At 72.9% G+C, this 12,633-nt stretch carries 11 protein-coding genes; 6 read left to right on the top strand and 5 right to left on the bottom strand.

Annotation, left to right across the window (positions count from 1 at the left end; genetic code table 11):
* Positions 1 to 27 precede the first annotated feature (27 nt).
* Together OHA86_RS23510 and OHA86_RS23505 are read right to left on the bottom strand one after the other, a co-directional pair.
* Positions 28 to 2,403, bottom strand: a complete 2,376-nt coding sequence (locus OHA86_RS23510; RefSeq protein WP_329178240.1) for a serine/threonine-protein kinase — start codon at positions 2,401 to 2,403, stop codon at positions 28 to 30.
* 237 nt (positions 2,404 to 2,640) lie between these two features.
* Positions 2,641 to 3,435: a VOC family protein gene (locus OHA86_RS23505; RefSeq protein WP_329178238.1), complete on the bottom strand. Its 795-nt coding sequence runs from the start codon at positions 3,433 to 3,435 to the stop codon at positions 2,641 to 2,643.
* Positions 3,436 to 3,742: 307 nt separating this feature from the next.
* Here OHA86_RS23505 and OHA86_RS23500 point away from each other — a divergent pair, with 307 nt between their 5' ends.
* The 3 genes from OHA86_RS23500 to OHA86_RS23490 all read left to right on the top strand — a co-directional run bounded on the left by OHA86_RS23500 (position 3,743) and on the right by OHA86_RS23490 (position 6,731).
* On the top strand, positions 3,743 to 4,387 hold the full coding sequence (locus tag OHA86_RS23500) for a TetR/AcrR family transcriptional regulator (protein ID WP_329178237.1): 645 nt from the start codon (positions 3,743 to 3,745) through the stop codon (positions 4,385 to 4,387).
* A 190-nt stretch (positions 4,388 to 4,577) separates the two neighbouring features.
* A complete protein-coding gene (locus tag OHA86_RS23495) occupies positions 4,578 to 5,474 on the top strand; it encodes a trypsin-like serine peptidase (RefSeq protein WP_329178235.1) in 897 nt (298 codons plus the stop codon).
* An 87-nt stretch (positions 5,475 to 5,561) separates the two neighbouring features.
* Complete coding sequence (locus OHA86_RS23490; RefSeq protein WP_329178233.1) at positions 5,562 to 6,731, top strand: flavin-containing monooxygenase; 1,170 nt, start codon at positions 5,562 to 5,564, stop codon at positions 6,729 to 6,731.
* Between the two features lie 78 nt (positions 6,732 to 6,809).
* On the opposite strand, the gene OHA86_RS23485 is transcribed toward OHA86_RS23490, so the two are convergent.
* On the bottom strand, positions 6,810 to 8,135 hold the full coding sequence (locus tag OHA86_RS23485) for an MFS transporter (RefSeq protein ID WP_329178231.1): 1,326 nt from the start codon (positions 8,133 to 8,135) through the stop codon (positions 6,810 to 6,812).
* A gap of 70 nt (positions 8,136 to 8,205) precedes the next feature.
* Between OHA86_RS23485 and OHA86_RS23480 the strand changes: the two genes are divergently transcribed.
* Positions 8,206 to 9,300, top strand: coding sequence for a GlxA family transcriptional regulator (locus OHA86_RS23480; protein WP_329178229.1), 1,095 nt, complete (start codon positions 8,206 to 8,208; stop codon positions 9,298 to 9,300).
* Positions 9,301 to 9,337: 37 nt separating this feature from the next.
* On the opposite strand, the gene OHA86_RS23475 is transcribed toward OHA86_RS23480, so the two are convergent.
* Positions 9,338 to 9,745: an ATP-binding protein gene (locus OHA86_RS23475; RefSeq protein ID WP_329178227.1), complete on the bottom strand. Its 408-nt coding sequence runs from the start codon at positions 9,743 to 9,745 to the stop codon at positions 9,338 to 9,340.
* Between the two features lie 365 nt (positions 9,746 to 10,110).
* A complete protein-coding gene (locus tag OHA86_RS23470) occupies positions 10,111 to 10,485 on the bottom strand; it encodes an STAS domain-containing protein (protein ID WP_443071853.1) in 375 nt (124 codons plus the stop codon).
* 234 nt (positions 10,486 to 10,719) lie between these two features.
* On the opposite strand from OHA86_RS23470, the gene OHA86_RS23465 reads away from it, so the two are divergent.
* On the top strand, positions 10,720 to 11,331 hold the full coding sequence (locus OHA86_RS23465; RefSeq protein WP_329178225.1) for a sigma-70 family RNA polymerase sigma factor: 612 nt from the start codon (positions 10,720 to 10,722) through the stop codon (positions 11,329 to 11,331).
* Positions 11,328 to 12,596 (top strand): maleylpyruvate isomerase N-terminal domain-containing protein, encoded by a 1,269-nt coding sequence (locus OHA86_RS23460; protein WP_329178224.1) that lies wholly within the window; start codon positions 11,328 to 11,330, stop codon positions 12,594 to 12,596. The genes OHA86_RS23465 and OHA86_RS23460 overlap by 4 nt, the downstream gene beginning before the upstream one ends.
* Positions 12,597 to 12,633: the final 37 nt, after the last annotated feature.

The following is a 12,633-nucleotide window of genomic DNA, read 5'->3' as shown; positions in this document are numbered from 1 at the left end:
GGCGCGGACACGGGCACGGGGCAGGCGCTACGCCCGGCGGGCCGACGCCCCGGTCCCCTTCGTCGCGTCGAGCGCGTACACGCAGCGGTCCTTGGAGCACGCGTAGATGACGCCGTCCGCGCTGACCGGCGAACCGGTGATCTCGCCGCCCGTCTCCAGCCGCCAGCGCAACTGCCCGCCCTGCGCGTCGACGGTGTAGAGGCAGTGGTCCTTGGACCCGAAGTGCACCCGGCCGTCGGCGACCGCGGGCGACCCGACGATCTCGCCCTGTGCCGCGAACCGCCAGCGCGGTGTGCCGCTGACCGCGTCCAGCGTGTAGAGCGCGCTCCCCGCGCCCAGGTGGACGGAGCCGGCCGCCACGACGACCGGCTCGACGGACTGCCGCGGCTCGGTGGCGACCCGCCACCGCTCCCGCCCGCCGGCCGGGTCGAGCGCGTAGACCGTACCGAGGTGGTCGGCCACGTAGAGGCCGCCGCCGGACGTCCCGGGCCCCGGTACGTGCGCGGGCGGCGCGAACATCACGGCCGGTGCGTCGAAATGCCAGCGTTCGGCGCCGCTGCGGGCGTCGAGCGCGAGCACCCTGGTGCCGGCGGTGACATGCACGACGCCGTCCGCGACCACCGGCCTGGTGGGCACCGAGCCGGCCGCGCCGGACTCGCCGATCGGATAGGACCACATCTCGGCGCCGGTCAGCGCGTCCACCGCGTGCAGGTGGCCGCCGCCCTGGTAGTAGACGGCCCGGCCGACGACGGTCGGCCCCGAGTCCGGCGACTCGAACTCCGTCTGCGCCCCGCCCCGCTCCCACCGCAGCATCCCGCGGCCCGCGTCCCACGCCTGGACACCGCCGCCGCGGGTCCCGGTGACGACGGTGCCCGCGTCGGTCCGTACCGCGTAGACCCATCCGTCGATCTGCGTACGCCACCGGTCGGCGCCGTCCTTCGCGTCCAGCGCGAACAGGCTCGGGCCGTCCGAGGCGTGGATCCGCCCACCGTCCACCGCCATCGTCCAGGCGACGTCCCTGGTCTTGAACTCGCGGCGCCCGCTCGCCACGTCCAGCGCGTGCACCTCGAAGGAGGTGACGTACAGCAGCCCGCCGGCCACCACCGGGGTGCCCCACACGTCGTTCGACATCCGGAACCGCCACGGCCGCCACTCCGCGGGCGGCGCCGCCGCTCCCTGCGCGGGGACGGGCGCCGGCACCGGATCGCCCGCCCGGTGCGCCCCCGCTCTGCGGCGGACCCACTCGGTGCCGGGTGCGGCCCCGCTCGCCGCCTTGTGCTCGGCGGCCTCCGCGACCCGCAGGCCGGGGCCGATCGGCGCGGACCCGGCGAGGTGCACCGCCTCGCCCGACCGGTCGGCGCCGTGCCGGTTGTGGTTGTTGTCGCCCGGCGCGTGCGCGGGGATCGGCGGCGGCTGCGCCGGGCGGGGCGGCAGCAACCGGTCGGCCTGCGGTGTCCGCGGCCGGCCTGCCGCGTGCGCGCCGCGCCCCCTGTCCACCGCGGCGGGGAGCCGACCGCTGCGGCGCTGCTCTATCAGTGCGACCGCGCCGGGCGGCAGCCAGGCCGACGCGGTCCCGGTGTCGTCGCTGCCGGTCGAGAACAGGTGCGGGGCCAGCTGGGCCTGGAGGTCGGCCGGGGTGGGCCGGCCCTCCGCCTCCATCCGCATGCAGGACTCGATGAGCGGGCGCAGCTCGTCGGGCAGCCCGTTCAGGTCGGGACCCTCGCGCAGCAGCATGAAGACGGTCTCCACCGGATTCGCACCGTGGAAGGGTGCGTGCCCGGTCGCGGCGAAGACCAGCGTCGAGCCGAGCGAGAAGATGTCGCTCGCGCCGCGCACGCTGCGGGAGTCGCGTGCCTGCTCGGGCGACATGTAGGCGGGGGTGCCGACGGCGACGTTGGTCATCGTCAGCCGGGTGTTGGACACTCCGGAGGCGATGCCGAAGTCGATGACCCGCGGCCCGTCCTCCACCACCAGCACATTGGACGGTTTCATGTCGCGGTGCACGAGGCCCGCGGCGTGGATCGACTGGAGGGCTTCCGCGATACCGGCGGCGAGCCAGCGCACCGCCTGCGCGGGCATCGGCCCGGCCTCGTTGACGATCTCCTCCAGCGACGGCGCCGGAACGTACGCGGTGGCGAGCCAGGGCACAGCGGCCCTCGGATCGGCGTCCACGACGGCCGCGGTGTAGAAGCCGGAGACCGCGCGGGCGGCCTCCACCTCACGCGTGAAGCGGACCCGGAAGAGCTGGTCCTCGGCGAGTTCGGCGCGTACGGTCTTGATCGCCACCCGGCGGCCGGATGCCGAGCGTGCGAGATAGACCAGCCCCATGCCGCCGGCTCCGAGTCGTCCCAGCACCTCGAAAGGGCCGATTCGTCTCGGGTCGTGCTGCGTCAGCTGCTCCATCACTGCCCTGCCACCTCCCCGTACCCGCGTTGTTGCGGCCGTGCCCCGCGTCCGTACGCCCTGCCCTTCGCGGTCCGTTCCCCGCGCCCACGCCAGGGTACGAACACGATTGTTCCTGGGAAGGGCGCCGGTTGCGAACCCGGGGCCGTCACGACACGCCCAGGGAACGAACTCGTTATCATCCGCCACCTGCTGTGCCGGGAGCGGCACAACGCGCCGGAAAAGACCCGGCGTCCGTCAACTCCCGTCTATGGAACCCCCCTTGCGGCGGGTGTCGATGACCGTGAAACCTGCACCCTGGTCGTCGGTGACCGAGGCCGCCCGGCCGAAAGGCGAGTCCGCCGGCTCCCCGGTCACCTGTCCGCCGAGCTCCCGCACCCTCGCCGCGGCGGCGTCGCAGTCGTCCACCGCGAAGTAGACCCGGAAGGTGGAGGGCTGCTCGTCGTGGAGGCCGGCGCCCAGCTTCAACCGGCCGCCGACCTGCTGTTCGGGCTCCGCGGCCAGCGACCACACCTTGTAGTCGAAGTGCTCCCCGTCGCCTATCTGCTCGGCCCGGTAGCCGAACACCGATGCGTAGAAGGGGTCGACGGCCGCCGTGTCCTGCGTGTGGTTCTCCGTCCAGCAGAACGCGCCGGGCTGCTCGGTGATCTCGAAGCCCAGGTGGCCGTCCGCCTGCCAGATGCCGAAGAAGGAGCCTCCGGGGTCGATGGCGCCCACCATCACCCCCGCCTCCCCTGCCTTGTCGGGACCGAAGACGACCTGCCCGCCCGCCGCACCGATCCTGTCGGCGGCGCCGGTCGCGTCGGCCGACGCGAAGTAGACGCTCCAGGAGGTGGGCATCGCGGGATCCGGTTTGCCCATCAGGGCCGCCGCCCGCTTCTCGTCGCGGAAGGCCAGGGTGTAGTGCCCGAAGTCCTCGCCCTGGTCCTCGAAGGTCCAGCCGAACAGCTCCCCGTAGAACCGCCGGCCGGCCGCCAGGTCGGGCAGGGACGCGTCGACCCAGCAGGGCGCGCCTTCGCCGAATGCGGACATGGTCCGGTCCTCCCTCTCGTGTGTGCTCGCCGCCTGCTCGACGGCCGCCTCCGCCGCCGTCGTCAGTGATCTTCCCCACAGCACAGCGGCCTAATTCGAACATATGGTCAATTCTTCCGAGGCGGCCCACCCGTGCACCATAAAAACCAACAAAAGGTGCATAACAACCAGGCAAACGCCTCAGAAGCAGGTTCCGCTTAGCCGCTGAAAACCCTCATTGACCTGCGTCTTCCGTACCACCAGACACCCCCTCCCCATTTGCACGCGGCCAAATCGCGCGCGGGTCACGCGTCGGTAAACTGACGGCATGACAGGACAAGTTCGCACCGTCGACGGACGTGTCGCGGGTCGCCGAGGGCAGGCGACGCGGCAGAAGCTGCTCGACTGCCTGAGCGAAATGCTCAGCACGTCGCCGTACCGGGACGTCAAGGTGATCGACGTCGCACGGATGGCCGGCACCTCGCCGGCCACCTTTTACCAGTACTTCCCCGACGTCGAGGGCGCCGTCCTGGAGCTCGCCGACGAGATGGCGAAGGAGGGGGCGAGCCTGACCGAACTGGTCGCGGGCCGCTCCTGGGTCGGCAAGTCGGGAGCCCAGGCGGCCGACGAACTCGTCGACGGCTTCTTCACCTTCTGGCGGAAGAACGACGCCATCCTTCGCGTCATCGATCTCGGTGCCGCAGAGGGGGATAAACGTTTCTCCAAGATCCGCACCAAGATCCTCACCGCGGTGACCGGCTCGCTCACCGAGTCCATCAAGGAGCTGCAGGGCAAGGGCCGGGTCGACAAGGACGTCAGCGCGCCCGCCATCGCCGGCTCGCTGGTGACCATGCTCGCCGGGGTCGCCGCCCACCAGAAGGGCTTCACCGGCGGCGTCAAGCAGGCCGACCTGAAGCCGAACCTGGCGCTGCTCGTGCATCTCGGTGTGACCGGCAAGAAGCCGCCGAAGTAGCCGCGAGGAGTGCGCCGCGCCCAGCGCGGCACGGGGTCGGAACGCGACCCGGCACGGCAAGATGTCCCGCACGGCCCCGGGTCCGCGGGACCGCGGCGGACGGGAGCCGGGCGTACGACCGGCGCGGCCTGCCACCGGCGGACCGCGCGGCCGCGACCCGCCCTCCGCCGCCGAAGGGGGCCGACCGCCCGTGCTGCGACGCATGCTGCTGCCGCTGGCGTCCACCGCCCTGCTCGCGCTGCTGGCCGTACTGTGTCCGGCGCAGGGCTGCGTCCGTACGGCGCCGGGCTGGACCGCACAGGCGGCTGCCCGCTTCTGGACGCCCGAGCGGATGGCCGGCTCGATGCCGGCGTCGGGCCGGCGGCTGTCGCCGGTCGCGAAGGCCGCCACCGCTTCGGCGGCTTCCGGGCCGCCGGGATCCGCCGTGCATTTCGCCGGGGTGCCGACGGTGGGTGTGCTCTTCTCCATCGGCGACGACCTGGCCGCGCACTACTGCACGGCGAGTGTCGTCCACAGCCCCGGCCGCGACCTCATCCTGACCGCGGCACATTGCGAGCCGGGAGCCGACATCGGCTTCGTACCGCAGTACCGCGCCGGAGCGGACCGGCAGCCGCACGGGATCTGGGCGGTCGACAAGGTCTTCACCGACCCGCGCTGGGCGCCGGACGACGACGCCGCCTCCGACTACGACGTCGCCTTCGCCCGGGTGCGGCCCGACGGGCACGGGCGGCGCGTCGAGGACGTCACCGGCGCCAACCGCCTGGCCCGTACGCCCGGTTACCACAACCGCGTCACCGTGATCGGCTATCCGCAGCTCAGCAGCGACCCCGCCGACCGGGCGATCACCTGCACGACCACCACGGAACGCCTGGACGAGCGGCACCAGCTGCGGCTGGCGTGCGACGGCTTCTTCGACGGCACCTCCGGCAGTCCCTGGCTGCTCGATTACGACGTCCGCACCGGGACCGGCACAGTGATCGGCCTGATCGGCGGCCTCGGCGGCGGCGGCCCCACCGACCGCATCTCGTACAGCCCGGTCTTCGCCGACCCCGTTCTCGCCCTCTTCCGTACTGCCAACCGCGCCTGAGGGTATCTGTCCGACCGGGCCGCCGCCGTCCCAGCGGCTACGCTCTCGACCGCAGCCAAGTACGACGCCCCACTACAGGAGTTCCGCATGTCCGACCCCACCTCACCTCCCGCGGCAGCGGGCCTGGCCGCGACGCCGGACGCGATCGTGATCGGGGCAGGCCCGGGCGGCCTGGCCGCGGCGGCGGCGCTGCGGCAGCGCGGTGTACGCCCCCTGGTCCTGGAGCGCGCGGAACAGCTCGGCGCGTCATGGCGCGGCCATTACGACCGGCTGCACCTGCACACGACCCGGCGGCTCTCCGCCCTGCCCGGGCTGCGGATACCCCGCTCGTACGGCCGCTGGGTCGGCCGGGACGATGTCGTGCGCTACCTGGAGCAGTACGCGGATCACCACGACCTGGAGATCGCGACCGGGATAGCCGTGGACCGGGTGGAGCGCGCAGGCGGCGGCTGGGAACTGCCCGCCACGGGCGGCCGGGTGCTCGCCTCGCCGGTGGTCGTCGTGGCCACCGGCCACAATCACTCGCCGCACATACCCGACTGGCCGGGCCGTGACACCTTCCCCGGCGAGCTGCTGCACGCCGCCGCCTATCGCAACGCCGCCCCCTATGCCGGCCGTGACGTCCTCGTCGTCGGGGTCGGCAACACCGGCGCCGAGATCGCCGTCGACCTGGTCGAGGGCGGTGCGGGCCGGGTACGGCTGGCGGTGCGCACCCCGCCGCACATCATGCGCCGCTCGACCGCGGGCTGGCCTGCCCAGGCGAGCGGCATCCTGGTACGCCGGCTGCCGCCGCGGCTCGTCGACCGGGTGGCGCCGTACATCGAGCGGGTGAGCGTGCCCGACCTGTCCGCGTACGGCCTGCCGCGGCCGGACAACGGGCTGTACGCGCGGGTGCTCGACGGCGCGATCCCGGTGCAGGACGTCGGACTGATCAGTGCGGTGCGGTCGCGGCGCGTCGAACCCGTCGCCGCCGTCGAGGGGTTCGAGGACGGTCAGGTGCGTCTCGCGGACGGCTCGCTGATCGCGCCCGAGGTGGTGATCGCGGCGACCGGCTACCGGCGCGGACTGGAAACCCTGGTCGGCCATCTCGGGGTGCTGGACGGCCGCGGGCGTCCCGTCGTGCACGGGGCACGCACCCCGCCGGGCGCACCGGGGCTGTTCTTCACCGGGTTCACCAACCCGATCAGCGGGATGTTCCGCGAAATGGCGATCGACGCCCGCCGGATCGCCGGGGCGGCGGCTCGCATCCACGCGTGACCTGCGACGACGCGGGGTTCGATCACTCGTGCGAGTGATCGTGGGCGGATGCGGAACCGGGCGCGTGCGGCGGTCCGTTCACACGACGACCGCCATCGCGGCAGGCGCGGCGACCGGCCGCCGGCGGATCACCAGGGACATCAGCGCGGCCACCGCGCACAACGCACCGGAGGTGTACCAGACGACGTCGTACGAACCGAACGCATCACGGGCCACACCGCCGAGGTACGCGACGAGCGCGGCACCGATCTGGTGGGCTGCCAGCACCCACCCGAAGACGATCGCACTGTTCTCGCCGTAGTACTCGCGGCACACGGCGAGCGTCGGCGGCACCGTGGCGACCCAGTCGAGTCCGTAGAAGACGATGAACAGCACCATCGGCGGGTGGATGCTGTCGGCGAGCAGCATGGGGAGGAACATGAGCGAGAATCCGCGCAGGCCGTAGTAGACGGCCAGCAGCCGGCGCGGCGACATGCGGTCGGTGAACCATCCGGAGGCCACCGTGCCCGCGATGTCGAAGACGCCGATGACGGCGAGCAGCGAGGCGGCAGCCGTCACGGGCATGCCGTGGTCGTGGGCGGCGGGCACGAAGTGCGTCTTGACGAGGCCGTTGGTGGAGGCCCCGCAGATCGCGAAGGAGCCCGCGAGCAGCCAGAAGGTACCGGTGCGCGCGGCTTCGGCGAGTGCCCGCAGCGCGCGGGCCGCGGCACCGGTGGCCGGCGGCGGCTTGCGGACGAACTCCGCGGCACCGTAGGGCGCCAGGCCCACGTCGGCGGGGTGGTCGCGCAGCAGGAACCAGACGAAGGGGACGACCGTGACCGCGGCGAGCGCCACGATCACGGCCGCGGGCCGCCAGCCGTGGTTCTCGGTGATCCAGGACAGCAGCGGCAGGAAGACCAACTGGCCCGACGCGCCGGCCGCGGTGAGGATGCCGGTGACCAGGCCGCGGCGGGCGACGAACCACCGGTTGGTGACGGTGGCGGCGAAGGCGAGGGCCATGGACCCGCTGCCGAGGCCGACCAGGACGCCCCAGCACAGGATGAGTTGCCACACCTGCGTCATGAAGACGGTCAGTGCCGCGCCGAGCGCGATCGTCAGCAGGGCGCAGGCGACGACCCGCCGGATGCCGAAGCGGTCCATCAGCGCCGCGGCGAAGGGGGCGGTGATTCCGTACAGCGCGAGATTGACCGACACGGCCAGCCCGACCATGCCCCGCGACCAGCCGAATTCGGTGTGCAGCGGGTCGATCAGCAGACCCGGGAGGGAGGCGAATGCAGCAGCACCGATCAGCGTCACAAAGGTGACGGCGGCGACGACCCAGGCGCGGTGCAGGCGCGGTCGGCGGCCGGGAGCGGGCGGCACACCGCCGGTGGCGGGCGCGAGGGCTTGAGATGTCTGCGTCACATGATCAGTCTCCGGCGGTCCGTTCCGGGCGACGACTGGCCCGATGGCCATCATGTGCAAGGATCGGGCCATGACCGTCGCAGCGCTGCCCCCGCAGCCCCGCCCGCACCTGCCCGCGGATCCGCCGACCTCCCGGGCAGCGGCGCCTGCCGCCGTACCCGGAGCCTCCGCCGAGGTCTTCCGGCACCCGGGGCGGCACCGTGTCGCGGTGTTCGCGCTGGACGGGGTGATCCCGTTCGAACTGGGCATCCCGCTGCGGATCTTCGGCGCCGCCGCGGGCGCCGAGGACGGTACGCCGCTGTACGAGATCGTGACGTGCAGCGTCGAGCCGGGTGAGGTGCGGACCGACGCGGACTTCCCGATCGTGGTGCGGCACGGGGCGGAGGCGCTGGCCCAGGCCGACACCGTGGTCGTGCCCGCGTCGCACGAACTCGGGTCGGTCTTCACCGAGGGGGCACTCACGCCGCCGCTCAGGGCCGCCTTCGCGGCGATCCGGCCGGGGGCGCGGGTGGTGTCGATCTGCACCGGCTCGTACCTGCTGGCCGCCGCGGGCCTGCTGGACGGCCGGCCGGCGACCACGCACTGGAGCAGTTCCGACCACTTCCAGCGGCTCTTCCCACGGGTCAGGGTCGACCCCGACGTGCTCTACGTGGACGACGGGGATGTGCTGACCTCGGCAGGAGTGGCCGCGGGCATCGACCTGTGCCTGCACATCGTGCGCCGGGACTGGGGGACGGCGGTCGCCAACGCGGTGTCCCGCCGCACCGTCGTGCCGCCGCACCGCGAGGGCGGGCAGGCGCAGTTCATCCGCCGGCCGCTGCCCGAGCCTCAGTTGGCCAGCACCGAACGGGCCAGGGCGTGGGCGCTCGACCGGTTGGACCAGCCCCTCACCCTGCGGCAGTTGGCCGAGCGGGAGTCGATGAGTGTGCGCACCTTCACCCGGCGCTTCCGGGAGGAGGTGGGCATGAGCGCGGGCCGCTGGCTGACCCAGCAGCGGGTCGAACTGGCCCGGCAGCTGCTGGAGTCGACCGATCTGGGCGTGGACCTGATCGCCAGGAGGGCCGGCTTCGGCACCGGCGCCTCGATGCGGCAGCACCTCCAGCTGACGCTCGGGGTCTCGCCGTCCGCCTACCGGCGCACCTTCCAGCCGTCCGGGCAGCGCTGAACGCCGCCCCCTTCGGGGCAGGGCGGCTCGGACCGGCTCAGTTCAGGGCGGCGGCGCGGTCGACCTCGCACCAGATCTGCTTGCCCGCGCCCTCGGGCTGCCAGCCCCAGCGGTCGGCGAGGCCGTCGACGAGTTCGAGCCCGCGTCCGCCGGTCTCGTCGCGCCGGGCGTGCCGCGGGGCCGGCGGGGCCTCGCTGGTGTCGGCGACCTCGACCCGTACCGCCGCGGCGGGGGCGGCGGGGAAGAGCATGCGCAGGACCGCGGGGCAGCCTGTGTGCACCACCGCGTTGGTGACCAGTTCCGAGATGAGCAGGATCAGAGTCTCGGCGACCGGCTCATCGGCACCTATTCCGGATCCGACCAGCCGGGACCTCGCCCAGCGGCGTGCCCGCCCCACTTCCGCGGGGTCGACGCCGACCTCCAGTTGCACCTGCAGCATCTGCACTGCTCACACCATCCGAACCGGCGGACACAAGGCTTCACGCCTGCCCGGGATCACCGAGCGTGATCCCGCCTTCACACAGCATGATTGACCGACAGTCACCGCACCAAGCGCTTCCGTCGTATTCCAGCGCAATGGACCACGGGTACTGCATACTGTGCGGCGCTTCGGGCGGAGCGTCGAACGCCCAGGCCTCGGCCCCACCCGGCTCGACCGGGCGGTACTTCCGAGCTGCCTTGAACGTACGCGCACCCGATGGAGCGTACCCGAGGTAGCTCCCGACTCCGCCGCGTAACAAGTCACACATCGGACACAACGCCGCGCGGACGCTCCGTAATCGGACGGAGCCGCAGGGCCGCCGCGGCCGCTCAGGCGCTCAACGGCTGGGCGGACTCGTCGGTCGCCGCAGCCAGGTCGGGGAAGACCTCGAACAGTCGGCGTACCCCGAGCGCGGCAAGCACCCGGTTGACGTGCGCGCCCTCACTGGGGGCCGCGCCCTCCTCGGGCAGCACGATCCGCAGCCGCCCCGCGCAGGACCGCATGAGCCGGCGGGCACCGATCAGCACGCCCACCCCGCTGGAGTCGCAGAAGCGCACATCGGCCAGATCGAGCACCACGCTGCGCCGCCCCTCGGCGACCGCGTCATGGACCTTCTGCCGTACCGCGGGCGACGAGATCAGGTCCATCTCGCCCGCGACCGTCACCACCGCCCAGCCGTCTTGCTCGGCTCGGGTCACCAGCACGGGACCGCACCTCGCCTCGCTGTCGGGTTCAGCTTCGTCATCACAACGACCCTATGCCCGTTCTCAGCCGTAACTCTGCAATCTTCCGGTCACACCCGGATAACAGACCGACAGAACCGCTCACATGAGAGGCCAGGTTGGTACAAAGGGGCGCAGGCCGTGGGGGTCGGCCGGTACGGTCGAATGCAGTGGCCACCGGGCCGGTGAGACGGCCGACGACGCAAGGGGCGGCAGATGGCGACACCCGCACCACCGCGCTGGGACCGCAAGATGCAGCAGCGGCTCGCACGCGGCGAGGAGGCCGCACTCGGCGAGCTGTACGACCGGTACGCCTCGCTCGTGCACAATCTGGCGTTCCGGGTGCTCGACGACGACGAGGCGGCCGATCTGATCACCCGCGAGGTCTTCGGGTACATCTGGGAGAATCCGGACGACTACGACCCCAAGCACGGCTCCCTGCGGTCCTGGATCGCCGCGCTCACCCAGAGCCAGGCGGTGCACAGACTGCGGCAGTCCGCGAGCCGCGGGCGCTCGTCGCCCACCGAGGTCGAGGCCAGGGTCCGCGAGGCCAGTACCGCGGCCAGAGCCGACTTCATCGTCACCTCGATGCCCGCGCCGCTGCGCGACGCGCTCGAACTCGCCTACCGCGAGCACCTGGACTACCGCGACGCCGCCGCCGGCCTCGGAGTGAGCGCCGACGAGTCGCGGCGCCGGCTGCGGCTCGGCCTGCAACTGCTGTCCACGGCAATGGACCCGGCCGACGGCCAGGAGAGCCGCCCGCTGGAGAGGCGCGATCCGCACGACGCACGCGACCCCCGCGGGCAGAGCCGCCGAGGCCGGCCGTGAGCGGCCCCGCGTACCGCAACGGCGACGGCCCGCAGGACCAGAGCGACGGTCTCCCCCGGGTACCGAACCAGCGCGACCAGTCCGGCACCCCGCGCGGGTTCCCCGCGCCTGTCGACCCGCCCGCGCCGCCGCCGTCCCCGCACCCGGGACTACCGCCGTACGACCACGGCACTTTGAAGTCGCTGCTCGGCGCCTGGGCGCTGGCGGTCTGCTCGCGCGACGAGTCGCTGGCCGTCGAGGACCACCTCACCGACTGCGCCGCCTGCGCGGACGAGGCACTGCGGCTGCGCGACGCGGTGCGCCTGCTGCACCACGACGACAGCCTGGACCTCGATCCGCTGCTCAGGGCCCGGGTGCTCGAAGGCTGCCTGGGCCGCCGCCCGGCCCGTATCCCGGTGCCGGAGTGGGCGGGGCCTTACGACGCGGAGGCCGCCCGGCTGGACGCGCTGCTGCGCGACCTCGGCGACAACTACTGGCAGGAGCCGGTCGAACTGCGCTGGTACGACGGCGCCCCGGTGACCAGGAAGGTCACCGTCGGCCAGGTCATCGCCCATCTCGCCACGGTCGACGGCCTGCTCGCGGCGGCCCTCGACCTGCCCGGCACGGACCGGCCGGCGGGCCTCGACCTGCCGCTCGACCCCGCCGGGCGCACCGACGCCCTGTGGACGGCGCAGCGCACCGCCGCCGAAAAGGGCGCCGAGTTGCGCGACACCTGGCGCGGGCAGAGCCACACCCTGCTGCGCACGGTGTCCTTCGCCGGTGGCGGCGCCGCCGGAATAGGCGTCGACTACGGGTCGTTCACGCTGCCGCTCAAGGACGCCTTCGTGGACCGCGCCTTCGAGTGCTGGATCCACGCGGGGGACATTGCCGAGGCCGTGGCATATCCCTACGACCCGCCTGCGCCGCGCAATCTGAACCGGATGATCGATCTGGCCGCCAGGATGCTGCCCACCGCGCTGGCCGTGCGGCGCAGGGACGGCCTCGCGGATTCGGCGGCCCGGCTCGCCGACGCGGGAACGCCCGGGCGTTCGCTGCTGCTGGACATCGAGGGCGCGGGAGGCGGCCGGTGGTGTCTGCCGCTCGACTCCCCAGGAGCGGTCGCCTCGCAGGACCATACGGTCGCCCAAGTGGCGCTGGACGGCGTGGAATTCTGTCAGCTCGCCGCCGGCCATCTGGAGCCGGAGCGGATCGCGGTCGGCCAGTCCGGCGACCGTGCCGTCATCCGGGACGTGCTCTATGCCGCGGCGTCGCTGTCCCGGCTCTGAGAGCGGGCGACGCTTCCGAGTCCCGCCGGTGGCGCCC

This window comes from Streptomyces sp. NBC_01477 (genome assembly GCF_036227245.1).
In the GTDB taxonomy this organism is placed as follows: Bacteria; Actinomycetota; Actinomycetes; order Streptomycetales; family Streptomycetaceae; genus Actinacidiphila.
This window is presented reverse-complemented; position numbering and strand designations above follow the sequence as displayed.

Excerpts from the sequence above, each read along its gene's own strand:
- OHA86_RS23510 (WP_329178240.1), bottom strand. The coding sequence starts at position 2,403 with ATGGAGCAGCTGACGCAGCACGACCCGAGACGAATCGGCCCTTTCGAG.
- OHA86_RS23505 (WP_329178238.1), bottom strand. The coding sequence starts at position 3,435 with ATGTCCGCATTCGGCGAAGGCGCGCCCTGCTGGGTCGACGCGTCCCTG.
- OHA86_RS23500 (WP_329178237.1), top strand. The coding sequence starts at position 3,743 with ATGACAGGACAAGTTCGCACCGTCGACGGACGTGTCGCGGGTCGCCGA.
- OHA86_RS23490 (WP_329178233.1), top strand. The coding sequence starts at position 5,562 with ATGTCCGACCCCACCTCACCTCCCGCGGCAGCGGGCCTGGCCGCGACG.
- OHA86_RS23480 (WP_329178229.1), top strand. The coding sequence starts at position 8,206 with ATGACCGTCGCAGCGCTGCCCCCGCAGCCCCGCCCGCACCTGCCCGCG.
- OHA86_RS23465 (WP_329178225.1), top strand. The coding sequence starts at position 10,720 with ATGGCGACACCCGCACCACCGCGCTGGGACCGCAAGATGCAGCAGCGG.